Here is a 26,120-nt window from a genome sequence, read left to right on the forward strand (position 1 = left end):
GTGGTCGCTTCCCGGTGGTGCTCCACCTCGATGGCGCCAGTCGCTGCTGCGCGGTCGAGCCTAGTCCACCACGCTCGAACCTCGGTTCACGCGCGGTTCAGGGCACGACCGCGACGCCCATCGAACGAGCCGTGCCCGCGATCGTGCGCATCGCCGCCTCGACGTCCGCGGTGTTCAGGTCCGGCAGCTTGCGCTCGGCGATCTCACGCAGCTGCTGCGTCGTCAGCTTCCCCGCGACTTCGTGCCCCGGACGCGCCGACCCCTTGTCCCCCAGCGCCTTCTTGATGAGGAACGACGTCGGCGGCGTCTTGAGCCGGAGCGCGAACGAGCGGTCCTCGAACACCGAGACGACCACCGGGACGATGTCGCCGCGCTGCGCCGCCGTGGCCGCGTCGTAGGCCTTCTTGACCTCGACGAGGTTGATGCCGGTCTGCCCCAGCATCTTGCCCAGGTCGACGACCGGGGCGTTGCCCGCGGCGAGCTCGAGGGTGACCTGGTGGGCGAGTTTCTTCGGAGCCATGCCGCGAAGCTAGGGTCTCCAGCTACTGGAGAGTCAATCGATCGGCTTGGTCCCGGCCCGGTGCCGCCGCGCCAGTTCCTGGTAGATCGCCGCGTTGTGCTCGACCCACATCCGCGCCGAGTCGGTCAGCGGGACGAACTTCTTCGCCGGGCTGCCCATCGCGATCACCTCCGGCGGCACCTCGGTCGCCGGCGTGACCGTCGCCCCGGCCGCGACCAGCGCCCGCGCACCGATCTTCGCCTTGTCGAGCACCGTCGAGCCGTTGCCGATCAGCGCCTGCTCCTCGATCGTGCAGTCGTGCACCAGGCACTGGTGGCCCACGGTGACGTTCTTGCCCACTTCGCAGACGCCGTCGTTGACGTGGATCACCGAGTTGTCCTGGATGTTGGCGCCCTCGCGGATGACGATCCGGCCGAAGTCGGCCCGGAGCACCGCGCCGAACCAGATCGAGGCGTCCTTCTCGACGACGACGTCGCCGATGAGGGTGGCGGTGGGCGCGATCCAGGCGTCCGGGTGGACCTGCGGGCTGAGCCCTTCGAACGAGAACAGAGGCATGCCCGCACCCTACTGCGCCGATTGTTACCAATCCGACCACAGCCACGGCCGAATGGCTTCGCAGCAACGGTTACGTGCCGCGCGGGGGGGCGGCCTGCTTTTGGCCGGATTGGCAACTGCGATGGCCGCCTTCCCCGGTCCAGCGGGAAAGGCGGCCATCCGCGGGCCGCGGCCGGCTGCTGGGGGTCAGCCGGTGATCGCGGCGTTGATCAGGATGTCCACGGCCTGGTCGTTGCGGGTCGTCTGCGGCCCGATCTGGGTGTCGCGCGGGTAGAAGCCCGGGCTGCTGCCCTTCGGGTACATCTCGAAGGTGAAGCTCCAGATCTTGTGCTGCGCCCACATCCAGTCGTTGACACTGCCGTCGGTGATGTAGAGGTCGCTGGACTGCTGCGGCGTGTAGCCGTTGGTGGCGGCCATCTGCCGGCCGAGCGTCTCGAACTTCGTCGCGTCGGCGGCGGTGAGCCCGGGCGCGGTCCGGTCGTAGGTGTAGCCGAACGGCCAGAGCACCAGCTCGGAGTAGGTGTGGAAGTCGATGTGCGTCTTGATCTGCTGGACGCCGCCGACCACCCGCGAGTTCACCCAGTTCGAGACGGCCCGGGTCTCGGGCGCGGAGAACGCCGCCGTGCCGCGGTAGGTCTCACTGGACGGCGAGCTGGAGGAACCGCCGCAGCAGCCCCACTTGTAGCCCCAGTTCCGATTGGGGTCGGTGCCGCTGCCCTGGCGGTTCTTGCGCCAGCTGTGGAACGTGCCGCCGGAGATGTCGTACTCGGAGCCGTCCGGGTTGACGCTGGGGAGCACCCAGATCTCGGTGCTGTCGACCAGCCGCTTGATCGCGCTGTCGGTGGCGTATCCGCTGGTCAGCCGCTGCACGATGTGGAGGCACATCTCCGTGGTGAGGTGCTCGCGCGCGTGCTGGTTGCAGGTGAAGAGGACCTCGGGCTCGTTCTCGTCGGTGCCGGCGTTGTCGCTGATCTTGATCGTCGACAGGGCCCGGCCTTCGTACGAGGTGCCGGCGCTGCCCAGCTTCGCGAGCGCCGGGTAGTTCGCGACCGTCTTCTGCAGCTCGGTCTGCGTCTCCGCGTAGGTGTGGTAGCCGGTGTAGCCGGCCGGGAAGTCCTCGACGGTCTCGGTGCCCTGCGGCCGGTTCACCTTCCCGAGCGCCTTGACGCCGAAGCCCTGCGCGCGCAGCTGGGCCGCTTCGCCGGGGTTGGCGATGATCGTGGTCGTCGCGCCTTCGGTGTCGAGGATGTCCGCGCCGGTCCGCGCGACCTCGGTGCGCTGCTGGGCGGTGCCGGCGCCGGTCACCTCGTACACCTGCGGTCCGTCGGGCTGAGCGGCACCGGCCTGGCCGCCGGCGGTGAGCACCAAGAGGGCGGCCGCCGCCGCTGCCATGCACGTTCGTGTGCGCATCACGTCTCCTGCTCTCGGGGGGTGCCTCGACCTTGGCCGGAGCCGGACGGAGGGCGCAATCCGGGGCAGTACGGATCTATTGGGGGTTTCTACCCGTAGTTAGCGAAACAGAGCGCCTCGATGTCGGCACGCAGCGTGGCGAACGGCCGCGGGCGCACCCGCTGCTGGACGACCGTGCCCAGCAGGTACGACAGGAGCGCCCGGGCCCTGGCCCGCGGGTCGTCGACGTCGAGCGGGGCGAGAAGCTCGGCGAGCAGTTCCGTGAGCGACGTGAGCATGACGTCGATGGCCTGCGGGTGCTGCGCCCGCCCGGCGGCGATCCAGTACTCGAACCAGAGGAACGCGGCGTTCGGGTTCGCGGCGAAGACGCGCAGGTACTCCTCGAGGACGGCGAAGAGCCGCTCGCGGGGTTCGTCGTGCTTCGCGGCGACCTCGCGCAGGCCCGCGGCGAAGGCGGTGATGTGCGCGGCCATCGCCCGGTCGATGAGGACGTCGATGTCGGCGAAGTAGTAGTGGATGGCGCTCTTGGTGAGCGGGCCGGCGTCGGCGATGGCCCGGACGGTGCACCCCGCGAGCCCGTCGCGGGCGAGCACGACGCGGGCGGCTTCGACGATCTGTTCCTGCTTGGCCAGCTGGTTCGGCGAGAGCCGCTCGCTGCGGCCGGGGACTGCGCTCACGGTGATTCTCGTTACCTTCTTCCTGGACGCCCGACCCGAAATCCTAGGGCAGACGTCCTGTGGGTGGCTTTCGGGTGAAAAACCGGATTGGCCACCCCGGTCCGCGCAGCGGACAATGCCCGGCATGGTGATCTCAGGGGACAAGGGGCTCAGCCCGGCTGCGCGCAGCCAGCTGGAGAAGGAAATCGCGAACTTGCGCACGCAGCGGGAAGCCCTCGCGCCGCAACCCGGCGAGCAGGAACGCACCGGGGACGCGGCGGACCAGGCGGACGTGATCGACCGGGCGGAAGCGGCCGCCCGGCTGGACCGCCAGATCGCCGAACTGGCGGCCAAGATGGAACACGGCGGCTACGGCAACAGCCAGCTCCCGGACGGCACGGTGGTCTCCCTCCGCTTCGCCGACGGAGACGAAGAGACGTTCCAGGTGGTGACGGTCCCGGGCGAAGACGCGGACGCGATCACCTCGGACAGCCCCCTGGGCCTGGCCCTGGTCGGCGCGAAGGCCGGCGACGAAATCACCTACCGGACCCCCCGAGGCGACGCGAAGGCCACGGTGGTCAAGCTGACCCCACCCAAGTAACCCCAGCCATCCGAAGGGCCCTCAGCCACAAGCCGAGGGCCCTTCGCCCTCTTCATTTTGCTTTTGCCCCATACGGGTGGTCCTCAGGGGAGATTCACACCCAGGTGACCACGGCGGGGGTCCGGGGGCTGCGCCCCCACAGGACACGCGAAAGCCAAAAAGGCCCCTGCCCGCGAGGGGCAGGGGCATCCGATTGGCTGAGCCGCCTAGGGGAATCGAACCCCTGACCTATTCATTACGAGTGAATCGCTCTGGCCGACTGAGCTAAGGCGGCGTGTCTCCGGCTTGCGCCAGCGACGATAGCAAGTGTAGCGGAGGCTGTGCGCGTTACTTCCCGGGGGGACCGTCGTTAGGGAGCTATGACGCCGGTCTCGTTCACCGGTCGACCTGTCTGGAGGCTCTGGCACATGCGGCGAAGACTGCCCCGTTCGGTGGCCCTGCCGGCGGCTGCGGCGTTGCTCCTGTTCAGCGCGGCGCCGGCGGGTGCCGACACCACCTATCCGACGACGCCGATCCCGCAGCCGGCGAATCCGGGGCAGGCGCCCATTTCGGCGCCGATCGGGCCGCAGCCGCTGGGGCAGGCCGTCGGGGATGCCGGGACCGCGCTCGGGATCATCCGGTTGCTGCCGAATGCCGTGCCGACGAGCACGATCCTGCCGGGGTTCGGGCAGACGCTGCCGAAGCAGTCGGCGCTCGAGGCGGGGATGGGCCTGTCGAGTGCGTCGGCGAACTCCGATGCCTACCTGAACTACGAGAAGGCGGTCGCGCAGGCGTCGCCGTTCGGGCTGTCGGTGGGCGGGAACGCGCCGCAGACGCCGGGCAGCGTCGTGCAGACGGCGTTGCCGGACAACCCGCAGCCGATCAGCGGGGGGCTCAACGCGCCATCGAACCCGTTGCTCAACGTCGGTCTGCTCAACGGGAGCGCGCACGCGCGGTGGAGCCCGACGCTCGGGCCGTGCGTCGACACCATCGCCGACGCCAGTACGTCGGTGGCGAGCCTGTCGCTGCTGAACGTCGTGCCGTCGATGCCGAACCTGGGTCTGGACGCGCTGAAGCCGAAGCTCGACCCGAGCTCCCTCGCGAGCGGGTTCGACCTGACCAAGGGCCTGCAGAGCCTCGGCGGCCTGCTGCAGGGTGGCGGGCAGACCGCCGCGAACGGCAACGGCTCGCTGCTGAGCCTGCCGAACACGCTGTCGTCGCGGTCGCAGGTGAAGCTGGTCGACATCCCCGGTTCGAAGAACAAGGCCGTGCAGTCGACGTCGACGCTGCAGGCCGCGGACATCGAAATCCTCAAGGGCACGCCGCTGGCGTTGAGCGTCAAGGTGGCCAGTCAGCCGACGCTCAAGGTGACTTCCACCGGCGACGCGAAGACGTCCAAGGTCGAGTACACCGCGCCGGTGCTGACCATCGAGGCCGGCGGCAAGGTGCTCTACACGCTCGACGCGGCGCACCCGACGAAGGACATCCCGATCGGGCTGCCGCTGAAACCGCTGAGCGACCAGTTCGGCGCGGTCAAGGACCTCCCGGTGGTCGGCGGCCTGCTGGCCACGGCGGCCGGTCAGGTCCAGCAGGTCGGTACCACCGCGGGCACCGTGCTCGACCTCGGCGTGCTGCGGCTGAGCATCGCCGGGCTCGACCAGAAGTCCGCGAACATGACCACGCCGTTCAAGGGCTTCCAGCTGGGGGCCTCGGCGCGGATGTTCGACCTGCAGCTGCTGCCGACGACCAAGCTCAAGAGCCTGCTGCCGGACGACCAGGCGAAGAACCTGCCGTCGTCGCTGGCCCAGCTGTCGCTCGGTGAGCAGATCGCGCGGGCGTACGCACCGACCGGCGGCGTGGTCTGCGGAACCGCGTCGACGCCGCCGGCGGGCGGTCAGGCGCCGAAGGGGCCGGTGAAGAACCTCGCCTACACGGGCGGCGCGTACGACACGGTGCCGCTGTTCTGGACGGGCACCGCGATGCTGCTGCTGGGCGTGGTCATGGTCGCCGCGATGCCGGGCGGCCGGCGGCGTCCGCTGGCCGTCGTTGTCGAGGAGAAGCCGTTCAAGCCGTCACCCCGCCCGCGCGAGTGACCCGAGGGGTGTGAAAGAACCCCGCCAGGTGCTCCTGGCGGGTTCCTTCGTATTCAGCCCTGGCGAAGCGTCGTGACCATCGCCTCGACGGCGATGCGCGGCTTCACGTTCAGGTCGATCGCCTCACGGCATTCCAGCACCGCTTCGAGGCGGCGAAGCGTCGACTCCAGCGTCCACGACGAGGCCGCTTCGGCGATCTGGGCGGCGTGGTCCGGGTGGTTGAGCGTCGCGCCGGAGCCGGTGGCCGTCACCAGGACGTCGCGGTAGAAGCCGACGAGGTCGACCAGCGCCAGGTCGAGCGTGTCGCGCTGGGTGCGGGTTGCGCGGGACTTCTGCTTCTTCTCGAGCTGCTTGACCGCGGCTTCGGCGGCTCGCTTGGCGCCGCCGACGCCCTTGCCGATGCCGTCGCCGCCCATCGCGGTCCGCAGCTCGTTGCGCTCGTTCTCGTCGCGGCCCTTGCTCGCCTCGCCCGCGTCGGCCTCCGCCGCGCTGATCAGCTGATCGGCGCAGGTGAAGACGTCGCTGGGACGGCGCAGGCCGAGCGGGATCCGCAGCACGGTGGCCCGGCGCTGCCGTGCGGCCTCGTCGGTGGCGAGCCGGCGCGCGCGGCCGACGTGGCCGCCGCAGACGGAAGCAGCCCATTGTGCGCGTTCGGCGTCGACGCCGTCGCGGCGCATCAGCACGCCGGCGATCGCTTCCGGCGGTGGTGTCCGGAGCGTCACCAGGCGGCAGCGCGAACGGATCGTCACCGAGACGTCCTCGGGGTGGTCCGACGGCGCGCAAAGCAGGAACACCGTGCGATCCGGCGGCTCCTCGACGGCCTTCAGCAGGGCGTTCGACGCGCCTTCGGTGAGCCTGTCCGCGTCTTCGATGATCACGACCTGCCAGTGGCCGGTCGTCGGGCGGCGCGCGGCGGCCTGCACCAGGGCCCGCATCTCGGCGACCGAGATCGACAGGCCTTCCGGCACCACGAGCCGGACGTCGGCGTGGGTGCCCGCCATCGTCGTGTGGCAGCCCGGGCAGGCGTCGCAGCCGGTGCCGGTGCTGCACTGCAGGGCCGCGGCGAAGGTCCGGGCGGCCACCGAGCGGCCGGAGCCGGGTGGGCCGGTGAGCAGCCAGGCGTGCGTCATCGCGCCGGGCGGCGCGGGCTCGCCGGCGACGATCTTGGCGGCTGCCGACGCGGCCGTGCTCAGCGTTTCGACCGCGGGCTCCTGGCCGACCAGCTGGTTCCAGACGCCGATGCGTTCGGTCGTCGTCACTTCGCCTCCACGCGAGGCTCTTCCGGGGTCTCGGCGGGCAGGGTTTCCATCGGCAGGGTCACCGGCTTCTCCGTCGTCGGCGCCAGCGAGGCCAGCCGGCCGACGAACACGGCGCGCAGCGCGGTGCGGATGCGCTCGGCGACCTCGACGTCCGTGCCGTCGGCGTCGACCACGACGTACCGGTCCGGATCGGCCGCGGCCATCTCGGTGAGCAGGTGCTGGACGCGCCACTGGTCGTTCATCGCGGCCGACTTGTCGCGCGGTGCCCCGTTCGGGGCGGCGTCCAGCAGGATGGTCAGGTCCGGGCGCAGGCGTCCGGTCGCCCAGTCGGCAAGGCCTTCGAGCTCGTCGCTGTCGAGCCCGGCGACGGCGGACAGGTGCGCCAGCGGCGAGTCGACGAACCGCTCCATCACGACCACCGAACCGGCGTCCAAGGCCGGCTGGACGTGCCGTTCCACGATGTCGGCCCGCACCGCGGCGGCGGCCAGCGCCTGGGCCCGCGCCCCGGTGAGCGAGGCGCCGGAAACGAGCGCGGCGAGCCGGTGGTCGTCGAGCGCCGGATCGGCGGCGACGGCGACCGGCCGGGTGCCGGCACGCAGCCAGTCGGCGAGGTTGACCGCCTGGATCGCGGTGTTGATCGCGGTGGTGCCCTCGACGGCGATGAGGAAGCCGTTGACGCGCCGGGGTGTGAAGCGCAGCGCGTTGCGCAGGTCGGCGAGGATCGGCTCAGTGCGCTTGTCGTCCATCTGCCGGTAGGCGAAGAGCCCGGCCACCAGCGCGATCACGGCGCCGCCGAGCATCACCGGGCGCGTGCCGTCGACGGTGGCCGAGCCGCCCCAGACGGTGAACGTGTGCTGGTTCAGCAGGCCGACCAGCACCGGCACGGTGACCGTGGTGCCGAACAGCACCAGTTTCATCATCAGCTGGTAGATCGCGTTGATCCGGCCGCGGATGGCGTCTTCCACGCGCGAGCCGATGATCGTGACGCCGGTGAGGAACGCGGTCCCGGCCCAGATGCCGACGAAGAACACACCGATCAGCGAGACCGTCAGGTGCGGCGACAACGCCACCACCAGCAGCGAGAGCGCGGCGGCGACGATGGAGATGCCGAACAGGCGGTCGTGCGCGAGCCGCCGGGCGAGCTTGGGCGCGGTGGCCATGCCGGTGGCCAGGCCGAGGAACACGGCCAGCACCAGCAGGTTGAACGCCGAGTCACCGGCGAGCAGGCTCGAGGAGTACGGCTTGGCCGAGCCGATCACGGCGCCACCGGCGGCGAACGCGCCGAAGGCCCCGATGAGCAGGCCGCGCACGAGCGGCGTGCTGCGGATGAACCGGAAGCCGTCGGCGATCATCCGGCCCATGCCGAGCTTTTCTTCGTCGGCCGGCTTGATCTTCTGTTCCGGCAGCGCGTGCACGTTGCGCAGCGACAGCTCGGGAATGCGGGTGGCGATGAGGATCGCGCTGGCCAGGTAGAGCAGGCCGGTGATCATCACGACCAGCTTCGCGATGCTGAGGCTCGCGCTCTCGTTGGGGAACAGGTGGAACGTCGTGTTGACGCCGGTGATGATGGCGTTCGCACCGGCCGCGGTGATGACCGCGAGGCCGTAGGTCATCACCATGCCGAGCTGGTTGGCCGTCTCGACCTGGTCGGGCCGGCGGAGCAGGTTGGGAACCGCCGCCTCTTTCGAGGGGATCCACATGCTCGACGCGCAGCCGACGAGGAAGTTGCCGACGAGCAGCCACCACGGCGCGCCCACGATCGCGATGGACAGCAGGAAGCCGCACCGCAGCAGGTCGGCGACCACCATCACCTTGCGGCGGTCGAACCGGTCCGCGAGCAGCCCGCCGATCGGGGCGAACAGCAAGCCGGGCGCCAGACCGGTGAGTACCACGCCGACGAACGCGAAGTTCTGCGCGAAGTAGTTGTCCGTCAGCTTCGTGGCCAGGCCGGTGAGGGCGAGGATGTTCAGCCAGTCGGCCACGCTGCACAGGTACGTGACGCCCCACAGGCGCCGGAACGGTTTGATCGCCAGTACCCGCCGGACCCGGTTGATCGTGGACGCCTCGGCGCCCGACGACGCACCCGGGCCGGCCCCGGGTACCGATCGCACGCCCTCGCTGATACGCCCACCCCACTAGTCACCGCGGCGCCGGGCGCCCCCGTGAGGTCGCCCGACCGTGAAGCCAGGGTAGCCCGATCGGCCCCTGGCGCGCGGCACGGCCCCGTGGTGCGGGGCAGGCGGGGAACAGCGAACGGACGCTAGTCGAACAGTGCGGTCACGCTGCTGACCAGGCTGGACACCATCTCGATGGCGACGAAACCGAACACGATCAGCAGGACCACGGCAAGCATGACCCCGGCCGCACTCGACGACGGCCGGTTGAACGCCGGCATCGACATCGACGGCACCCTCGGCAGCCGCCGCCGTTTGACGGGCACCAGATCGACGTCGTCGACGTCGTCCTCGGGCAGTGGATCCTGCCGGACGGGCCGCATCAGCTGGGGCGGCCGGGTCGGCCAGGTGCGCCGCCGGTTCCGCTGCCGGGGCAGCAACCCCAGCGGCTGTTCGCCGTTCTCACCCAAGGTGCCCGCGGGCGGCACTGGCTCCGCAGGCTTGACCCCGGTTCCCGTTTCCTCGCGGAGCGTCTCCTCGACCATCCGGCGCACGGCTTCCTCATCGGGCCTGACCGGGCCGGCCACGGGGAAGTGCTCCTGGCCATTCGGGACGCCGGTTCGTGGCTCGGGCGCCGCGGTGACCAGCCCGGAGACCGGATCCGCGAACATCTCGCCGGGTGCTTCGGACAGAGTGCCGTCGCGCTGAGTGAGCTCGGGGGCACTGAAGAAGGGAGCCTCACCGTTCGCGCTCATGGTGACCACCTCACTACTGAATGTCCTCGCCTTCCCAGGGTAGCGACGCTGGCGGATAACGCATCCGCCCAATGGCTCTGTCTCCAGTGGATGGTCCGTCACGCAGCGCAAGCCCGCACCCGAACCCCCTGCAGTGTCCAGCCCACCGGTGGCCGGGTCGACCGCCGATGGTGACAGATTGTAGTGACACCTGTCACAGTGACGGTGGATGCCGCCCGGCCAGTGACTGGCCGTGGGTGGCCAGTGTGACGGCCGGCGCTCGGCTTACCCATGGGGCGCACTGGAGGCTTGCAAGGGGCGGCCGGCGGCGGGCTTTGGCGCCGGCGGCCTGGGGCCAGGCTGGCCTGGGTGACCTGGCCGCGCCCGGTCGGGCCGGCCGGCGCCGAGCAGGCCGATGCGGGCGCACACGCCAAGCCCCTCCGCCGGGAGCGCCGGTGCAAGGCGCCACTAGCCGAATGCCGCGCGCCCGAGCATGCCTGCGTGAGGCGCGGCGCGGGCGGCGGAGGCGTCCCCAGACCGGACTCGGCCCCAACATCCCGACACCGACTCACCGACACCGCGGCCAAGTTCCGTGTATCCGCGAGCTCCTTCTACTCAGGCACCTCCTCCTGTCCGAGGTCGATCATCTTCCGGCACCAGTCGCGGAGCATCCCGCGGCTGAAGGGGCTCAAGACCAGCTGGCGGCGACCGTCTCCGCGGTCCAGGGCCGCCAGGGCGAAGCGGCCCAGGTCCGTGTCGACCAGGACGAAGCCGTGGTCGGGGAACTCCGCGCACAGGCCGCCGAACGCCAGCATGTCCAGCACCGCCGTGCCCGACCGCGGGCGGGCCAGGAGCTCGCGCATCGCGCCCACGTCGTCGTCCTGGCCGTCGTAGACCAGGCCGTCGTCGTCCACCGACACCCAGATCGCGCGGGGCGAGGCGCCGAACGGAGCGTCCGGCAGCTCGGCCACCAGCATCTCCGGCAGTTCCTCGAAGTCGGCCAGGTGGATCGCCGTGCGGCCGGGCAGCGCGCCCATCATGAACGCCCGCTCGCCGTCGGCGTAGCACCGGATGTCCGCGGTCTCCGGCCCTTCGTCGAACACACCGCACAACGCTGCCCGGACCGAACCGCGCAGCATCAGCGACACCACCTCGAAGCCGACATCGTTGAGCTCGCCCTTCTCGCCGAACGGCGTGCCGTCGATCCAGGCGGCCCACGCCACGTGCCGCTCGACCTCGGCCACCAGGTCCGCCGGGTCGTCCGACACCGGACCGTGCACCAGGATGTCGTCGTCGCTGACGTCCGGGTTGTACAGCCGGTCGACCGGCTCGCGGTCCGGCATCGCCGCCAGCACCGGGCCGGCGGCCAGCTCGAGCAGCTCCCGCGCCGCCGTGCGCTCAGCCATGGCGTCGCGCCGCCTCCGGCTCGGCTGCCGCCGGACGCCGCGGTATCGGCACATCGCTGATCAGTTCGGCCGCGGCGAGGATCGCGTCGCGCACCGTGAGGCCCATCCGCGCCGGCTCCGCCGCCTCCCGGGTCACGTGCTCAGGCATGGCTCTGCACCGCCTCGACGATCCACTGCTCGGCCGTGCTCCGCGACGCCGGGCCCCACGTGACCGTCCAGCGCCCGTTCCGGCCCACCGCGGCGCTGAACTGGTACCGGCCGAGGTCGTTGTCCACCAGCCCGAACGCGCCGTGCGGGTATTCGGCCAAGATCGCGTTGCGCACCGCGAGGTCGACCAGCACCGTGCCCAGCCGCGGCCGCGCCGCGCACTCCCGGATCAGCTCGACCGCCCGCTCGCACCGGCGTGGGATCAGCCCGCGCTCGTCGGTCTCGATGCGCAGGTGCTCCCCCGGCCCCGGCGGCCGGTCGGGCAGCCCGTCGAACACCCAGCCCGGCAGCTCGCTGAGGAACCCGGACCGCAGCCGCGCGCGGTTGCCCAGCTTGTGCAGGACCGTGGTGTAGTCCTCGTCGCCGAAGAACCGCACCTCCCACGGCTTGTCACGGGCCGGGAAGACCCCGGTGACGACGCCGCGGATGAAGCCACCGCGCAGCGCCCGGTACAGCCCGACGGCTTCCGCGGTGACCTCGCCACCCGGCGCGAGGCCGATCGCGGCCATCCCGGCGACGAACCGCGTGTACTGCTCGACCTCGTCCGCGAGGCTCTGCTCGACCGGCGGCGAGGAGCGACGCCCCGGCAGCGGTCCGGTGTCCGCCAGCACCGGCGGGATCTCGAACTCGGGGTCGTAGAACTCCATCACCGAGGGCCGCTCCGGCACCTCGGCCGACAGCGGGGCGATGACCTCGTCGATGACGTCGAAGACGGCGACTGTGTTGCTCACCCTTAGATTGAACACCCTGGCACCGACAATTTCTCGCACATGTGTTCGAGCGGGTGACATCGTTCGGTGAGCGGTCGGCGCGCGGCTCAGACATGGTCCGGCACCCGTCCCTCGACGAACTCCGCGAGCCGGTCCACGCTTCCGGGCAGCCACCAGAGCCGGCGATGGCCGCCCTGGCGTCTGCCCAGCGCCGCCAGGTGGCGGCCGCGGTCGTCGTCGACGAACGCCAGCATCTCCCACGGCGACCGCTCGCCGTCGCGAGCGATGTCGATCTGGACAGTGCCGAGCCGGGTCCGCCGCAAATCGTCCATCAGGTCGAGGACGAGGCACTCCTGCTCGGGCTCGAGCACGCCACGCTCGTCGGCGTCGAGGTACAGCCCGGTACCCGGCGACGGCGGAGCGGATGGCAAGCGCGTGAAGGCCAGCTTGAGAAGCTCCGCGACCGAGCCCGGCGAAGGCCCGGACAGGCGCAGGCCGTCCCCGGCGATGCCGAACCTCGTCCGGTCGTCGAAGAACGCCGAGGTCCACGGCTCGTCGGACATCGCGACGGCCACGCCGCAAACGCCGCCGCTCCCGGTGAAGCCGGGGAGTGATTCGACCAGGTCCATGGCGGTGGAACTGCCGGCGGCCGCCGCCCGGACCGGCTTCAGGATCTTGGTGGTCACCGCGTGCACGGTGCGTGGTGTCTTGGTCACGCATCCATCAGACACGGAACCACCGACAATTTCCCGAACATCCGTTCGAGGTGTCACCCGAAGGTGTGGCCACAAGCCAGATGCCGTGAATACCACCTTGAGGGACGCTAAATCCCTCAAGGTGGCATTCACGGACGTCTGGAGAAGCTACTTGGCCTTCGTCGCGGTCGAGCTGGAGCGCTTGGCCGCGGTCGTCTTCGCGGCGGTCGTCTTCTTGGTCGTGCCCGCCTTGACCGTCTTCGCCGTCGTCGAAGCCGGCTTGCGCGCCGGCGCCTTCCGCTTCGGCGCCGGGCCCTTGGCCCGCTTCTCCGCCAGCAGCTCGGACGCCCGTTCCACGGTCAGCGACTCGATTTCGTCGCCCTTCCGCAGCGTCGCGTTGTACTCGCCGTCGGTCACGTACGGACCGAACCGGCCGTCCTTGACCACCATCGGCTTCTTCGACACCGGGTCCTCGCCGAGCTCCTTCAGCGGCGGCTTCGCCGTCGCGGACCGCCCACGCTGCTTCGGCTCCGCGTAGATCTTCAGCGCTTCTTCGAGGGTGATCGAAAAGAGCTGGTCCTCGGTCGAGAGCGAACGCGAGTCCGTGCCCTTCTTCAGGTACGGCCCGTAACGCCCGTTCTGCGCCGTGATCTCGTCCCCGGACTCCGGGTCCTTGCCGACCACGCGCGGCAGCGAAAGCAGCTTCAGCGCGTCTTCCAGCGTGATGGTCTCGATGTCCATCGACTTGAACAGGGAGCCCGTACGCGGCTTCGGCGCCTTGGCCTTCGCGGACTTCTTCTGCGCGGCCGTGGCGTCCTCGGGGATCTCGATCTCCGGCAGCACCTCGGTCACGTACGGCCCGAAGCGGCCTTCCTTCGCGACGATCTCGTGCCCGCTCACCGGGTCGGTGCCCAGCGTGCGGCCCTCCTGCGGGGTCGCGAACAGCTTCTCGGCGATCTCCTGCGTGAGCTCGTCCGGCGGCAGGTCCTCGGGCAGGTTCGCGCGCTGCGAGTTCCCGTCGACCTCGCGCTCCAGGTACGGCCCGTAACGGCCGACGCGGACCACGACGGTGTGCCCGTTCTCGTCGCTGAACAACGGGATCGAGTTGATCTCCCGCGCGTCGATGTCCTCGACACTGCCCTCGACCAGCTTCTTCAGCCCGCCCAGGCGGCCGATCGAGCCGTCGACGCCCATGTCGCCGCCGAAGTAGAACTTCGACAGCCACTGCCCGCGCTGCTCCTCGCCGTTGGCGATGCGGTCGAGCTCGTCCTCCATGCCGGCGGTGAAGTCGTAGTCGACGAGCCGCTCGAAGTGCCGTTCCATCAGCCCGATCACGGCGAACGCCACCCACGAGGGAACGAGTGCGGAGCCCTTTTTCCACACATAGCCGCGGTCCTGGATGGTCTTGATGATGGACGCGTACGTCGACGGGCGGCCGATGCCCAGCTCTTCCAGCTTGCTGACCAGGCTCGGCTCCGAATACCGGGCCGGCGGCGACGTGTTGTGGCCGTCCGGGCTCAGCTCGGCCGCGGTGAGGCCCTGCCCCTTCTCCAGCACCGGCAGGCGGCTCTGCTTGTCGTCGGCTTCGCCACCGGTCTCGGTGTCGACCGCCTCGACGTACGCCTTCAGGAAGCCCGCGAAGGTGATCGTGCGGCCCGAAGCGGCGAAGGTGCATTCCTCGCCGGAAGTCGCGTTGCCGACGATGCGCACGGACATCGTGGTGCCCTTGGCGTCCGCCATCTGCGACGCGATCGTGCGCTGCCAGATCATTTCGTAGAGCCGGTACTCGTCGGTGTCGAGCTCGCTCGCGACCTGGCCCGGCGTGCGGAAGACCTCACCCGACGGGCGGATCGCCTCGTGCGCTTCCTGCGCGTTCTTGACCTTGCGGGTGTACTGGCGCGGCGACGGCGAGACGTACTCCTTGCCGTACAGCTGCGTGGCCTGGCTGCGCGCGGCCGAGATCGCCGACTCCGACAGCGTCGTGGAGTCGGTACGCATATAAGTGATGTAGCCGTTTTCGTAGAGCTTCTGCGCGATCCGCATCGTGCGCTCCGAGGTGAACCGCATCTTGCGGCCCGCCTCCTGCTGCAGCGTCGAGGTCATGAAGGGCGCGTACGGCTTCCGCGTGTACGGCTTCTCTTCGACGCTCGCGACCTTGAAGTCACGCTGCTTCAGCGCTTCGGCCAGCCGTCGTGCGTCGGCCTCGGCGAGCACGCGGACTTCGTTGTTCGACGTCTTGAGCTGCCCGTCCGAGCCGAAGTCGCGGCCGGTGGCCAGGCGCGCGCCGTCGACGGCGACGAGCCGCGCCGGGAAGTTCCGCGGCGAAGCTGTGTCCTCCGAAGCACCCGCGACTGCGCTTGTTTCCATGGTCGCCGAGATGTCCCAGTACGACGCCGAGGTGAAGCGCATCCGCTCGCGTTCCCGCTCGACCACGATCCGGGTCGCCACCGACTGCACGCGGCCCGCCGAAAGCTTCGGCATGACCTTCTTCCACAGCACCGGCGAGACCTCGTAGCCGTAGAGGCGGTCGAGGATGCGGCGGGTCTCCTGGGCGTCGACCAGGTCGACGTCCAGCTCACGGGTCGATTCGGCGGCCGCGCGGATGGCCGCCTCGGTGACCTCGTGGAAGACCATCCGGCGGACCGGAACCTTCGGCTTCAGCGTCTCGAGGAGGTGCCACGCGATGGCTTCGCCCTCGCGGTCGGGGTCCGTGGCGAGGTAGAGCTCGTCGACGTCCTTCAGCAGGCTCTTGAGCTCGGTGACCTTGGACTTCTTGTCCGGGGTGACCACGTAGAGGGCTTTGAAGCCGTTGTCGACGTCGACGCCGAGCCGCGCCCAGGCCTCGCCCTTGTACTGGGCGGGCACGTCGGCGGCACCGCGCGGCAGGTCGCGGATGTGCCCGACGGAGGACTCGACGACATAACCGCTGCCCAGATAGGGCGCGATCTTGCGGGCCTTGGTCGGCGACTCGACGATCACCAGTCGCCGGTGCCCGGCGCTGTTGTCCGCCGAGGCTCCGTTCTTCTTGGTCCGTGCTCCTGCCACGCTGTCCTGCTCTCCGCTCATCTCGTCCCGCCACCGCGGGACTGCACCAGGCCCTGCCCCGTGGGGCTCGGGCCCGCGTCTCGACCTGCCAGTGTGCACGCTGTTCCGGGCCGGACGGCGCGGAGGTGGCCCAACACGCCGCCGGTCCTGTGCCCACCGCATCGCCGCTGACCTCGACGATGTTTCCCCAACGTACCTGCCACGTGATTTCCGCCACGTCCCGCGCAGCCTAGCGCGTGACCGTCCGGATACCCTCCGTTCGACGGTGGTGGGTGCGGGGAGGTGACCGCTTCACTGGTTTCCCCGTCCAGCCGAAAGGACCTGCCATGACCCGACGCCTGCTCGGCGCCCTGTTCACCGCCGTGACCGCCACAGTATTGCTGGGAGTCACTCCGGCGAACGCGGCCGCCGCGAACTTCGCCGGCACCGTGGCCCTGTCCAACTGCTCGGGGTCGGTGGTCAAGCCGGCCGCGACGCCCGACACCGCGCCCGCACTCGTCATGTCCAACGGCCACTGCCTGGAGACCGGCTTCCCGGCACCGGGCCAGGTGATCACCAACCGCGCCTCCAGTCGCACGTTCACGCTGCTCACCGCCAGCGGCAGCAACAAGGCCACGCTCCGGGCCAAGAAGATCGTCTACGGCACGATGACCGACACCGACGTGTCGCTCTACCAGCTCACCACCACCTATGCGCAGATCAAGGCGAACTACGGGATCTCGCCGCTCGAGCTGTCCAACGCCCACCCGTCGGCCGGCGCGGCGATCGACGTGGTTTCCGGTTACTGGAAGCGCATCTACTCCTGCAACGTCGACGGCTTCGTCTACCGGTTGAAGGAGGGCAGCTGGACCTGGAAGGACTCGATCCGCTACACCTCCGCCTGCCAGACCATCGGCGGCACCTCCGGCTCGCCGATCATCTCCGGCGGCAAGGTCGTCGGCGTGAACAACACCGGCAACGAGGACGGCGGACGCTGCACGGACAACAACCCGTGCGAGGTCGACCAGGCCGGCAACGTCACCGTCCGCGAGGGCATCAACTACGGCCAGGAGACCTACGGAATCCCCGCCTGCCTCACTGCCGCCAACGAAATCGCGCTCACCCAGGCCGGCTGCACGCTGCCCCGGCCCTGACCCGGAACCCGCACCCGGTCAGGCCGTGCTCGTCACGGCCTCCGGGTGCGGAACCGGTTGCGGCGCCGCGCCCGGCCACGCGGCTTCGGCACCCGGTGGCGGCTCCCCGATCAGTTCCAGCAGGGCCTCCAACCGGCGTTTCCCGGTCACCTTGACCGCCGGGACCTCGACCTTCGGGCCGGTCAGCTTCGCCGCGACGCCCAACGGCGTCAGCGCCTCGACGAGCCGCTCGTGCATGCTCGGGGCGAGCGGATCGACGCCCAGCAGGTAACCCTGCGTGCCCGGACGGCCGCCGGCCAGCGCCCACATCCGCAGCATCGCGCCACTCAGCCGAAAGTCGTGCGGCACCGCTTTGCCCGAGTCGTCATCGGCCGGGCCCGCGCAGCCCTCACGCAGCCACCGCAGCGCCAACGGGAGCAGGTCGACCCGGAACGACGTGCGCACCTGCGGACGGCCGCAGTCGGCCTTCGACACCTGGGCGTCGGCGCCGCGGCAGCGAAATTCACGCACCAGCACGTGCGCCCGCCATGGCTCCTCGACGACCACCGACAGCCGGGCGGCGGTGCGTCCGAAGCCGGTGATCTGGCCGTGGCAGCACAACAGGCCGGCCAGGTCGCCCAGGCCCGGCCCGCTGGCCTCGGCGGAAAAGAGCGAGATCGTCCGATCCACCGCGCTATACTAGAACACAAGTTCGATCAGCGGGTACTCTTGCGACGAGGTTCAGCCGGCAGGCTGAGCCAGCCGGCGGCAAGCCGGTGCACGCTGTTCCGCCGCTGCCAACGCCGGGACATCCTCGAGGCCCTTGAGGTAGTCGAGCGCGTCGATGCGGTCGAGTGTCGCCCTGGCCTCGCCGAGAGCTTCCTTCGTTGCCGTCGCGTTGCCGCGGGCCGCCTCGATGCGGCGGCGCGCGTTCTCCGCCTGTGCGCGGATTTCGGTGAACTGCCCGATGACGTCCTTGCGGCCGCCGTCCGCCGACGGCACCGGCGGCACACCGAGCGCGTTCAGCCCGGCCAGGCTCTCGTCGAGCCCGCCGATCACCGACGAAAGCAGGTCACCGGACGTCCGGGACGCCTGCTGCGGTGTGCTCGGATCGACGGCGGGCAGCGCCGCGAGCGTGCGGACCAGATGCGTCACCGCGTCGCAGTAGCTGTCGGCCCACCTGGCCGCAGGATCCGCCTGGGGCACCACAGTCGTCACCGACAGATCCTGGTCCCGCGGCGGCGACTGCACCGCGAGCGGCTGGCCGCACCCGCCGAGGCCGATGGCGATCGTCGTGGTCAGAGCGGCGAAAACGGGGAACCGCTGCCGCACCCGCGTACCTCCTGCCCGACGGCGTCCCGGCAGCCCAGACGGTACCGACTCGGTGCCGCTTCGCAAGTCGCCGGACCTTTCTGGGATGGCCTGACCGGACCCGGGCAAGCCCCGGGCCCGGCACGCGTCGCTGCGCACCGGGCCCGGGGTCACCTGGAGCCGGGACCTCAGGCCTTGATCTCCGTCGGGGTGTCCGTCAGGACCGTCCCCCGCCGCTTCGACACCACGACCGCCGTCACGATCACGGCGACCGCGACCAGCGAGATGATGATGCGGACCGCGTTGTTGGCGCTGTCGCCGACCGTGAGCTGCACGATGGCGGGCGCGATCAGCACAGAAACCAGGTTCATCACCTTGATCAGCGGGTTGATGGCCGGCCCGGCGGTGTCCTTGAACGGGTCACCCACGGTGTCACCGATGATGGTGGCCTCGTGCGCGGACGAGCCCTTGCCGCCGTGGTTGCCGTCTTCGACCAGCTTCTTGGCGTTGTCCCACGCGCCACCGGAGTTGGCGAGGAAGATCGCCATCAGGGTGCCGCAGGCGATCGCACCGGCCAGGTAGCCGGCGAGCGCGCTGGTGCCCAAACCGAAGCCGACGGCGATCGGGGCGAAGACCGCCAGCAGACCCGGCGTCGTCAGCTCACGCAGGGAGTCGCGCGTGACGATGTCGACGACCTTGCCGTACTCGGGCCGGGTGGTGCCTTCCATGATCCCGGGGATGTCGCGGAACTGGCGGCGCACTTCGTAGACGACCGCGCCGGCGGCCCGGGACACCGCGTTGACCGCGAGGCCGGAGAACATGAAGACGACCGCCGCGCCGACGATCACGCCGACCAGGGTCGCCGGACCCACGATGTTGGCGACGAATTCGCCGCCCGTGCCGATCGCCTTCGTGATCGCGTCCGAGTAGGAACCGAACAACGCCGTCGCGGCGAGGACCGCCGTGGCGATCGCGATGCCCTTGGTGATCGCCTTCGTGGTGTTGCCGACCGCGTCGAGCTCGGTGAGGATCTGCGCGGCCTTCTCGTCGACGTCACCCGACATCTCGGCGATGCCCTGCGCGTTGTCCGAGACCGGGCCGAAGGTGTCCATCGCGACGATGACGCCGACGGTGGTCAGCAGACCGGTACCGGCCAGCGCCACGGCGAACAGCGCGACGCCGCCGCCCAGCAGGTACGCGCCGAACACGGCCGCGCCGATGACGAGGGCGGTGTACACAGCGGACTCGAAACCGATCGAGATGCCGGACAGGATGACCGTCGCCGCACCGGTTTCCGACGTGTTGCCGACGTCCTTGACCGGCTTGTACTCGGTGCCGGTGTAGTAACCCGTCAGCTTCAGGATGATCGCCGCGAGGACGATGCCGATGATCACCGCGACGGTCGCGATGACCGCCGGGTTGCCCGAGTTCTCGAAGCCCGCACCGAATTCGGAGAAGCTGCTCGGCAGGTACACGAACGCCGCGATCGCCGACAGCACCGCGGAGATGACCGCGGAGATGTAGAAGGACCGGTTGATCGTGACCAGACCGCCCTCGCCGGCGCGCGCCTTCGTGATGTAGACACCGATCACCGCCGTGATCACGCCGATGGCCGGCACGATCAGCGGGAAGATCAGGCCGTGCACGCCGAAGGCGGTGCTGCCCAGGATCAGCGCGGCGACCAGCATGACGGCGTAGGACTCGAAGAGGTCCGCGGCCATGCCGGCGCAGTCACCGACGTTGTCGCCCACGTTGTCCGCGATGGTCGCGGCGTTGCGGGGGTCGTCCTCCGGGATGCCCTGCTCGACCTTGCCGACCAGGTCCGCGCCGACGTCGGCGGCCTTGGTGAAGATACCGCCGCCGACACGCATGAACATCGCGATCAGCGCGGCGCCGAAGCCGAAGCCCTCCAGCACCTTGGGCGCCTGGCCGGTGTAGACCAGCACGACGACCGCGGCACCGAACAGGCCGAGGCCGACGGTGATCATGCCGACGACGCCACCGGTGCGGAACGCGATGCGCATCGCCGTCTCGCGGCCGCCCTCCTCACGCGACGCGGCGGCGACGCGCAGGTTCGCCTGCGTCGCCAGCCACATGCCGAGGTAGCCGATCGCGAACGAGAATCCCGCGCCGACCAGGAAGAAGATCGATCGGCCGATCTTCTCGTTCCAGTCGTCCGCGGGAAGGATGAAGAGCAGGAGGAACACGATCACGCCGAAAATGGCGAGGGTGTTCCGTTGCCGCTTGAGGTACGCGGCCGCGCCTTCCTGCACCGCCTTGGCGATGTCCTGCATCTTGGCGGTGCCCTGGCCTGCGGCCAGCACCTCCTTGAGCAAGACGTAGCCGATGACGAGTGCGGCAAGCGCGACCACGGCGACTACACCGACAATCGTGTAGCCACCTCCGGAGAGGGCGATTTTTCCGCCGCCCTCCGCGAGGAACTGCCGTGACATTCGTCCTCCAGGAGACGTCGCCGTGCGCCAGCGTCGACGGCAAGCCGAGGGTTCGACACGGCCGACGCTGGCATGGACCCTGTACCGAGCGACACGCTAGCCGGGCAGCAATGCACGTCTCACATGACGCTCACCACAGAGGGTGTGGATTGCGGGAGTGTATTGGTATCGCAACCAGCGTCTTCACGCCGTCCCGGGGACGGTACATTCCGTTACCTTGTGAGCCTCCTCACTTGAACGATCACTCTTACGCCGATCCGTTGCCGCAGCTGGGATGCCGGAACTGTCGGACCCCTGTGCCAACCTTGACGGGTGGACGATTCACGTGGGCAGCGGCTGCTGAGGCGGGTGACCGCCGGCATCCCGTCGCGCGAGAACCCGGTCACGCACGTCGCGGACCTGCCGGGCCGCGCCGCGCGCTACGCAGAGTGGCCATCGTGGGTGGATCCGGCGGTTGTCGCTGCGCTGCGTGACTGCGGTGTCTCCGCGCCTTGGGCGCACCAGGCCGAGGCGGCTTCGCACGCATACGAGGGCCGCCACGTCGTCATTTCGACCGGGACGGCCTCGGGCAAGTCGCTCGCCTACCAGCTGCCGGTGCTGTCCCGGCTCGCCGCGGGCGAGAAGGCGAACGCGCTGTACCTGTCGCCGACGAAGGCGCTGGGCGCGGACCAGTTGCGTGCCGTGTCCTCTTTGGACGTGCCCGGGGTGCGGGCGGCGTCGTTCGACGGGGACACGCCGATGGCGGAGCGCGACTGGGTGCGCGCGCACGCGAACTGGGTGTTCACCAACCCGGACATGCTGCACCGCGGGATCCTCTCCGCGCACGGGCGGTGGGCGAGGTTCTTCCGGCAGCTCAGCTGCGTGGTGGTCGACGAGTGCCACAGCTATCGCGGCGTCTTCGGCTCGCACGTCGCCCTGCTGCTCCGCCGGCTCCGGCGGGTAGCCGAGCACTACGGCGCTTCGCCGGTCTTCGTGCTCGCTTCGGCAACGACGGCTTCGCCGGCCTCGTTCGCGTCGCGGTTGACGGGCGTTCCGTGTGAGGCGGTGACGGAGGACGCGTCGCCGCGCGGGGCCCGGACGGTCGCGTTGTGGGAGCCGCCGCTGCTGGAGGAACTGACCGGGGAGAACGGCGCACCGGTTCGCCGTTCGGCCGGCGCGGAGACGTCGCGGATCCTCGCCGACCTCGTCGTCGAGGGCGCGCGCTCACTGGCCTTCATCCGGTCGCGGCGGGGCGCGGAGCTGGCCGCGCTGGGTGCGCGTCGCATCTTGTCCGAAGTGGACCCCGCGCTGGCGGAAACCGTTGCGGCGTATAGGTCCGGCTACCTTCCCGAGGAGCGTCGCGCGCTCGAGGCGGCGTTGCTGTCGGGGCGTCTGTTGGGCGTCGCGACGACCAACGCCCTGGAACTGGGCGTCGACATCGCGGGGCTGGACGCGGTGGTGCTGGCCGGCTATCCCGGCACGCTCGCTTCGTTCTGGCAGCAGGCCGGGCGGGCGGGCCGTTCGGGTGATTCGGCGCTGGTGGTGTTCGTCGCGCGGGACGATCCGCTCGACACCTACCTGGTGCACCACCCGGCGGCGCTGCTCGAACGGCCGGTGGAGACGGCGGTGCTGGACCCCGCGAACCCGTACGTGCTGGCGCCGCAGCTCGCGTGCGCCGTGGCCGAGCTGCCGCTGACCGTCCCCGAGCTCGAGATGTTCGGCGGCTCGGCGGCCCGGGAAGTGCTGGCCGAGCTGGCGGACCAGAAGCTGCTGCGGCGCCGGTCGAGCGGCTGGTACTGGACTTCGCGAGACCGGCCGCACGCCGAAGTCGGGATCCGCGGGACCGGCGGGGAGCAGATCGCGGTGGTCGAGGCGGACTCCGGCCGGATGCTCGGCACGGTCGACCCGGGCTCGGCCTGCTTCGCCGTGCACCCCGGCGCGGTGTACCTGCACCAGGGGTCGTCGTACGTCGTCGACGAGCTGGACCTGGAAACCGGGCTGGCGCTGGTGCACGCGGAGAACCCGGACTGGACGACGACACCGCGCGAGGTCGTGGACATCTCGGTGCTGAGCACCCAGGAGAAACAGGACTTCGGCGGGGTGAGCGTCTGCCTGGGCGAGGTGGCTGTGACGTCGCAGGTGGTCGGCTACCTGCGACGGCGACCGTCCGGGGAGGTGCTGGACCACACGCCGCTCGACCTGCCTGAGCAGAGCCTGCGCACACGCGCGGTCTGGTACACGGTCTCGGCCGAACTGCTCGGCGATGCCCGTTCTTCGTCCGATGGCGAGGCGGGGACCGGGGGCCATCGGGTGGGGACCGAAGCTGCGGGGCCGGCGGGGACCGGGGAGGAGACCCAGGCGAGCGGTCGGGGGCCCGCTCACGAGGGTGGCAGGGCACCGGGGGGTGCCGGATTGGTTCCGGCACGGGTCCCCGGTGCCCTGCATGCCGCCGAGCACGCGGCGATCGGCCTGCTACCGCTGTTCGCTACGTGCGACCGGTGGGACATCGGCGGGGTGAGTACCGCGTGGCACGAAGACACCGGGGAGGCGACGGTGTTCGTGCATGACGGCCATCCCGGGGGTGCGGGATTTGCCGAACGCGGTTATGCCGCGATTGTCCCGTGGCTGGCCGCAACGCGGGAGGCGATCATCTCCTGCGAGTGCCCGACGGGATGCCCGTCCTGCGTCCAGTCGCCGAAGTGCGGGAACGGCAACGATCCGCTGGACAAGGCGGGGGCAGTGGCTGTCCTGGACACCGTGCTCGGGGCGTTGCGTCAACACGGCGCCTAGAACGGCCACTTGGTGGCTCATGGAGTTGTGTCCTGCTCCGCCTCGGCCGGGCTGGGACCGGCCGTCGGCGGTGGCTCGGGTGGTTCAGGCCGCGGTGGTCTGGACCAGCTGCGGGGAGCGCTCGCCGGCCAGGGCCCGCACGAGGACGTCGTGCACCTCGGCGGCGTCCGGCAGCTGCCAGCCGCACACCTCGGGCTTGACGCGCCAGTGCACGACACCGTGCTGGAACGGCGACGGCGGCAGCGGGATGTAGCTGTCCTTGCCGTGCCACTGGATGGCGGCGCGGGCGGCCAGCTCGGCCGGAACGTGGTCGGCGACGGTGGTGAGGAAGAGCCAGCGGCCGTTCGGCAGCGCGATGATGGGCGCGGGGTGGCCGAGGGCACGCAGGAGGCGGCAGGCGCGCTTGCCGAGTTCGTCGTCGACCTCGATGGCGTCGAGCACGGTGCCGGTGGCGACGAGCAGGCTGTGGGTGCGGTCGGAGAACCAGTTCGCGACCTCGTGGGCGTGGGTACCGAGCTGCTCGCGCCAGGCGTCACTGGCCGGAACCGGACGGCGCCAGGTGAGGTCGTCGCCGTCGGTGAGCGGAGCGGGGTTGACGCCCGGGAGCACCGGCCAGCCGCGCCAGGCGAGACCGATCGCCTCCGCCCGCAGTTCGATGCGGAAGGCGCTCCGCCAGCTGTCCGGCCAATTCGCGTCCAACATTGTCTTCCTGCCTGCCTTCATGTTCCGGTTCTCCGCGACCCGGTTAAACCCGGTCGTGGTGTCGCACATCTCACTTAACGGCAAGTTGCACATTGCCCGGAACCCCCGCGCGACAACCGGTGGTTACGAGGCGATGAACGCCCAGTGATTCCTACGGCCCGACCGAACGCCCCGGCGCGGATCGACGGTGAACGGTGACCACACACGGACCGTTCGTCGCGAGAAACCCCAGGTACCGCCGGCTTCCGGACACCCGGTCGGCGGGCTCGGTGCCCCGCTTCGGCCCAGGTGAGCAGCCGATTCGACCGCTCGCCGTGCACCAACGACCGCTGCCCGTGACAATCAGCCGCTCATCGCCCGGCGGGACGGATCAGCCGGTCATCGCCGCATACCGACCGGTCGGCGTCCGGCAGGCGGTGAGGGGAGCGGGTCGATGGGGCGTGCCTCGGGTGAGCGGTTGCGGTGGGCTCCAGGTGGACGGCCGGGTACCGGCGACGCCGAGAGGGTGCGGGCGGCGGCTGGTCGGCTGGGTGGGCCCAGCTGCGCAGCCCGCGATGGGTGGGGGCCCCTTGGCGAGATAGGCACCTGCGGCTGTGGTCAGCCATGGTCCGGGGCGTGTGGCCAGCCGAGACTGCCGTCGGCATGATTCCGCGTGCGCAACCGTGGCCGGTCACGGTCCGGGGCGCGTGGCCAGCCGAGGCTGCCGTCGGCCTAATTCCGCGTGCGCAGCCGTGGCTGGCCACGGTCCGGGGCGCATGGCGAGTCGAGGCTGCCGACCGCCTAATTCCGCGTGCGCAGCCGTGGCCGGTTACGGCCCGGGGCGCATGGCGAGTCGAGGCTGCCGACCGCCTAATTCCGCGTGCGCAGCCGTGGCTGGTCACGGTGGTTCGCCTGTGGGTCCGGCGCGGGCGTGGGCGGATGGGCGCGGTAGGCCGGCGAACGCAGGGCCTCGGGCCTCGACTTCGACCAGGGCGTCGAGTTGCTGCCACCGGCAGGTCAGGAGCGTCACTCCCATCCGGTCCGCCACCCACCTCGCGCGTTCGCAGGCCGGGGCTGGGCCTTCGCTCGCGTGCGAGGCCGCCGCCAGGGCACCCAGGTCGGCCGCCGACTCCGCTTGGTGGCGGGCGATGACTTCCGCTCCCAGCCAGAAGGCGAGCAGGGCCACGCCCGTCAGTGCCGCTACCGCCGTTGCCGTCCAGATTGTGGCCACTCCGCTGTCCGGGCCGGTCCCCTCAACCTCGGGCATTCGTCACCTCCGTGTCCGGCTCGACCACCGCGTAGGCCGTTCCGTCGAGGTGGATGGCCGGGAGGAGGTCGGCGGCCGGATGGGCCGTCACCTTCACCGTGATCGTGTCGCCGTTGTGCTCGAACGCCAGGTTCGCGCCCGGTGGGGCGATCTGGTGGACCGCGGCTGCTGCTTCTTCGGGCTGGCCCCTGGCCAGCAGCCGCGCCGCCTCGCGGGCCGCGTCCGTGCAGCGCAGCTGGCTCGCCAGCACCGTGAGGCCCGCGACGAGCAGGACCGACACCACCGTCAGGCCCGCCAAGCCGAGCGCTGCTTCGACGGTCACCGAGCCTTCGTCCCGGGGTCTCATGACGGCACCGACAAGGCCTTCATGACCAGGCTGGTCAGCCACGAGACGACCGAGTCCCCGGTGAGCAGGGTGTAGAGGACGGCGGCGAAGGCCGCGACAGCGACGGTGACGATGGCGTACTCGACCGTCGTGGAACCGTCGTCCGAGCGGGGCCGGCGGTGGAACGCGCGCATGGGGGGGTCCCTTCAGTACATGTC

The 26,120-nt window shown here is 70.4% G+C and carries 23 protein-coding genes and 1 tRNA gene; 4 read left to right on the forward strand and 20 right to left on the reverse strand.

Annotated features, from left to right (window positions below; translation table 11 throughout):
* Window positions 1–97: 97 nt before the first annotated feature.
* The 4 genes from rplK to AB0M80_RS12085 form a co-directional block, all read right to left on the reverse strand.
* Window positions 98–520 carry a 50S ribosomal protein L11 gene (rplK, locus tag AB0M80_RS12070; protein WP_364562580.1) on the reverse strand — a complete coding sequence of 141 codons (423 nt, stop codon included), beginning with the start codon at window positions 518–520 and terminating at the stop codon, window positions 98–100.
* 33 nt (window positions 521–553) lie between these two features.
* A complete protein-coding gene (locus AB0M80_RS12075; protein WP_364562582.1) occupies window positions 554–1,075 on the reverse strand; it encodes a gamma carbonic anhydrase family protein in 522 nt (173 codons plus the stop codon).
* 186 nt (window positions 1,076–1,261) lie between these two features.
* Complete coding sequence (locus AB0M80_RS12080) at window positions 1,262–2,467, reverse strand: M14 family metallopeptidase (protein ID WP_364563638.1); 1,206 nt, start codon at window positions 2,465–2,467, stop codon at window positions 1,262–1,264.
* A 107-nt stretch (window positions 2,468–2,574) separates the two neighbouring features.
* A complete protein-coding gene (locus AB0M80_RS12085; RefSeq protein WP_103351040.1) occupies window positions 2,575–3,162 on the reverse strand; it encodes a TetR family transcriptional regulator in 588 nt (195 codons plus the stop codon).
* A 124-nt stretch (window positions 3,163–3,286) separates the two neighbouring features.
* On the opposite strand from AB0M80_RS12085, the gene AB0M80_RS12090 reads away from it, so the two are divergent.
* A complete protein-coding gene (locus AB0M80_RS12090) occupies window positions 3,287–3,742 on the forward strand; it encodes a GreA/GreB family elongation factor (RefSeq protein WP_364562586.1) in 456 nt (151 codons plus the stop codon).
* A 200-nt stretch (window positions 3,743–3,942) separates the two neighbouring features.
* Here AB0M80_RS12090 and AB0M80_RS12095 read toward each other — a convergent pair.
* Window positions 3,943–4,016: transfer RNA gene (locus AB0M80_RS12095), tRNA-Thr, on the reverse strand.
* A gap of 133 nt (window positions 4,017–4,149) precedes the next feature.
* Here AB0M80_RS12095 and AB0M80_RS12100 point away from each other — a divergent pair.
* On the forward strand, window positions 4,150–5,814 hold the full coding sequence (locus tag AB0M80_RS12100; protein ID WP_364562589.1) for a hypothetical protein: 1,665 nt from the start codon (window positions 4,150–4,152) through the stop codon (window positions 5,812–5,814).
* Between the two features lie 53 nt (window positions 5,815–5,867).
* On the opposite strand, the gene AB0M80_RS12105 is transcribed toward AB0M80_RS12100, so the two are convergent.
* The 8 genes from AB0M80_RS12105 to topA all read right to left on the reverse strand — a co-directional run bounded on the left by AB0M80_RS12105 (window position 5,868) and on the right by topA (window position 16,005).
* The gene (locus tag AB0M80_RS12105; RefSeq protein ID WP_364562592.1) at window positions 5,868–7,073 is read right to left on the reverse strand and encodes a DNA polymerase III subunit delta'; all 1,206 of its coding nucleotides are present in this window, start codon (window positions 7,071–7,073) and stop codon (window positions 5,868–5,870) included.
* Window positions 7,070–9,184: a dTMP kinase gene (locus AB0M80_RS12110; RefSeq protein ID WP_364562595.1), complete on the reverse strand. Its 2,115-nt coding sequence runs from the start codon at window positions 9,182–9,184 to the stop codon at window positions 7,070–7,072. The genes AB0M80_RS12105 and AB0M80_RS12110 overlap by 4 nt, the downstream gene beginning before the upstream one ends.
* Before the next feature lie 149 nt (window positions 9,185–9,333).
* Window positions 9,334–9,942 (reverse strand): hypothetical protein, encoded by a 609-nt coding sequence (locus tag AB0M80_RS12115; protein ID WP_364562597.1) that lies wholly within the window; start codon window positions 9,940–9,942, stop codon window positions 9,334–9,336.
* A 590-nt stretch (window positions 9,943–10,532) separates the two neighbouring features.
* Entirely contained in the window at window positions 10,533–11,327 is a 795-nt protein-coding gene (locus tag AB0M80_RS12120) for a hypothetical protein (protein ID WP_364562599.1), read from the reverse strand.
* The gene (locus AB0M80_RS12125; RefSeq protein ID WP_364562601.1) at window positions 11,320–11,475 is read right to left on the reverse strand and encodes a hypothetical protein; all 156 of its coding nucleotides are present in this window, start codon (window positions 11,473–11,475) and stop codon (window positions 11,320–11,322) included. The genes AB0M80_RS12120 and AB0M80_RS12125 overlap by 8 nt, the downstream gene beginning before the upstream one ends.
* On the reverse strand, window positions 11,468–12,265 hold the full coding sequence (locus AB0M80_RS12130) for an ESX secretion-associated protein EspG (RefSeq protein ID WP_364562603.1): 798 nt from the start codon (window positions 12,263–12,265) through the stop codon (window positions 11,468–11,470). Before AB0M80_RS12130 ends, AB0M80_RS12125 begins: the two co-directional genes overlap by 8 nt.
* An 86-nt stretch (window positions 12,266–12,351) precedes the next feature.
* Complete coding sequence (locus AB0M80_RS12135; protein ID WP_364562606.1) at window positions 12,352–12,960, reverse strand: hypothetical protein; 609 nt, start codon at window positions 12,958–12,960, stop codon at window positions 12,352–12,354.
* 147 nt (window positions 12,961–13,107) lie between these two features.
* Entirely contained in the window at window positions 13,108–16,005 is a 2,898-nt protein-coding gene (gene topA / locus AB0M80_RS12140) for a type I DNA topoisomerase (protein WP_364562608.1), read from the reverse strand.
* Between the two features lie 305 nt (window positions 16,006–16,310).
* Between topA and AB0M80_RS12145 the strand changes: the two genes are divergently transcribed.
* Window positions 16,311–17,117 carry a serine protease gene (locus AB0M80_RS12145; RefSeq protein ID WP_364562611.1) on the forward strand — a complete coding sequence of 269 codons (807 nt, stop codon included), beginning with the start codon at window positions 16,311–16,313 and terminating at the stop codon, window positions 17,115–17,117.
* An 18-nt stretch (window positions 17,118–17,135) separates the two neighbouring features.
* Here AB0M80_RS12145 and AB0M80_RS12150 read toward each other — a convergent pair whose 3' ends face one another.
* The 3 genes from AB0M80_RS12150 to AB0M80_RS12160 all read right to left on the reverse strand — a co-directional run bounded on the left by AB0M80_RS12150 (window position 17,136) and on the right by AB0M80_RS12160 (window position 20,860).
* The gene (locus AB0M80_RS12150) at window positions 17,136–17,786 is read right to left on the reverse strand and encodes a hypothetical protein (protein WP_364562614.1); all 651 of its coding nucleotides are present in this window, start codon (window positions 17,784–17,786) and stop codon (window positions 17,136–17,138) included.
* A 51-nt stretch (window positions 17,787–17,837) separates the two neighbouring features.
* Complete coding sequence (locus AB0M80_RS12155; RefSeq protein ID WP_364562617.1) at window positions 17,838–18,428, reverse strand: hypothetical protein; 591 nt, start codon at window positions 18,426–18,428, stop codon at window positions 17,838–17,840.
* A 167-nt stretch (window positions 18,429–18,595) separates the two neighbouring features.
* Complete coding sequence (locus AB0M80_RS12160) at window positions 18,596–20,860, reverse strand: sodium-translocating pyrophosphatase (RefSeq protein ID WP_364562620.1); 2,265 nt, start codon at window positions 20,858–20,860, stop codon at window positions 18,596–18,598.
* 348 nt (window positions 20,861–21,208) lie between these two features.
* Between AB0M80_RS12160 and AB0M80_RS12165 the strand changes: the two genes are divergently transcribed.
* A complete protein-coding gene (locus AB0M80_RS12165; RefSeq protein ID WP_364563641.1) occupies window positions 21,209–23,629 on the forward strand; it encodes a DEAD/DEAH box helicase in 2,421 nt (806 codons plus the stop codon).
* 84 nt (window positions 23,630–23,713) lie between these two features.
* On the opposite strand, the gene AB0M80_RS12170 is transcribed toward AB0M80_RS12165, so the two are convergent.
* The 4 genes from AB0M80_RS12170 to AB0M80_RS12185 all read right to left on the reverse strand — a co-directional run bounded on the left by AB0M80_RS12170 (window position 23,714) and on the right by AB0M80_RS12185 (window position 26,096).
* Window positions 23,714–24,331, reverse strand: a complete 618-nt coding sequence (locus AB0M80_RS12170) for a bifunctional DNA primase/polymerase (protein WP_364562623.1) — start codon at window positions 24,329–24,331, stop codon at window positions 23,714–23,716.
* Between the two features lie 877 nt (window positions 24,332–25,208).
* Complete coding sequence (locus tag AB0M80_RS12175; RefSeq protein WP_364562626.1) at window positions 25,209–25,577, reverse strand: Rv3654c family TadE-like protein; 369 nt, start codon at window positions 25,575–25,577, stop codon at window positions 25,209–25,211.
* Window positions 25,564–25,899 carry a TadE family type IV pilus minor pilin gene (locus AB0M80_RS12180; protein WP_364562629.1) on the reverse strand — a complete coding sequence of 112 codons (336 nt, stop codon included), beginning with the start codon at window positions 25,897–25,899 and terminating at the stop codon, window positions 25,564–25,566. Before AB0M80_RS12180 ends, AB0M80_RS12175 begins: the two co-directional genes overlap by 14 nt.
* A 20-nt stretch (window positions 25,900–25,919) precedes the next feature.
* The gene (locus AB0M80_RS12185) at window positions 25,920–26,096 is read right to left on the reverse strand and encodes a DUF4244 domain-containing protein (protein ID WP_364562632.1); all 177 of its coding nucleotides are present in this window, start codon (window positions 26,094–26,096) and stop codon (window positions 25,920–25,922) included.
* Window positions 26,097–26,120 lie beyond the last annotated feature (24 nt).

This window comes from Amycolatopsis sp. NPDC051045 (genome assembly GCF_040682955.1).
GTDB lineage: Bacteria > Actinomycetota > Actinomycetes > Mycobacteriales > Pseudonocardiaceae > Amycolatopsis.

What these genes read in the sequence shown, in the direction of transcription:
- AB0M80_RS12160 (WP_364562620.1), bottom strand. Translation starts at nt 20,860, where the DNA reads ATGTCACGGCAGTTCCTCGCGGAGGGCGGCGGAAAAATCGCCCTCTCC.
- rplK (WP_364562580.1), bottom strand. Translation starts at nt 520, where the DNA reads ATGGCTCCGAAGAAACTCGCCCACCAGGTCACCCTCGAGCTCGCCGCG.
- AB0M80_RS12100 (WP_364562589.1), top strand. Translation starts at nt 4,150, where the DNA reads ATGCGGCGAAGACTGCCCCGTTCGGTGGCCCTGCCGGCGGCTGCGGCG.
- AB0M80_RS12090 (WP_364562586.1), top strand. Translation starts at nt 3,287, where the DNA reads ATGGTGATCTCAGGGGACAAGGGGCTCAGCCCGGCTGCGCGCAGCCAG.
- AB0M80_RS12125 (WP_364562601.1), bottom strand. Translation starts at nt 11,475, where the DNA reads ATGCCTGAGCACGTGACCCGGGAGGCGGCGGAGCCGGCGCGGATGGGC.
- AB0M80_RS12170 (WP_364562623.1), bottom strand. Translation starts at nt 24,331, where the DNA reads ATGTTGGACGCGAATTGGCCGGACAGCTGGCGGAGCGCCTTCCGCATC.
- AB0M80_RS12145 (WP_364562611.1), top strand. Translation starts at nt 16,311, where the DNA reads ATGACCCGACGCCTGCTCGGCGCCCTGTTCACCGCCGTGACCGCCACA.
- AB0M80_RS12120 (WP_364562599.1), bottom strand. Translation starts at nt 11,327, where the DNA reads ATGGCTGAGCGCACGGCGGCGCGGGAGCTGCTCGAGCTGGCCGCCGGC.
- AB0M80_RS12075 (WP_364562582.1), bottom strand. Translation starts at nt 1,075, where the DNA reads ATGCCTCTGTTCTCGTTCGAAGGGCTCAGCCCGCAGGTCCACCCGGAC.
- AB0M80_RS12185 (WP_364562632.1), bottom strand. Translation starts at nt 26,096, where the DNA reads ATGCGCGCGTTCCACCGCCGGCCCCGCTCGGACGACGGTTCCACGACG.
- AB0M80_RS12175 (WP_364562626.1), bottom strand. Translation starts at nt 25,577, where the DNA reads ATGCCCGAGGTTGAGGGGACCGGCCCGGACAGCGGAGTGGCCACAATC.
- topA (WP_364562608.1), bottom strand. Translation starts at nt 16,005, where the DNA reads ATGAGCGGAGAGCAGGACAGCGTGGCAGGAGCACGGACCAAGAAGAAC.
- AB0M80_RS12080 (WP_364563638.1), bottom strand. Translation starts at nt 2,467, where the DNA reads ATGGCAGCGGCGGCGGCCGCCCTCTTGGTGCTCACCGCCGGCGGCCAG.
- AB0M80_RS12115 (WP_364562597.1), bottom strand. Translation starts at nt 9,942, where the DNA reads ATGAGCGCGAACGGTGAGGCTCCCTTCTTCAGTGCCCCCGAGCTCACT.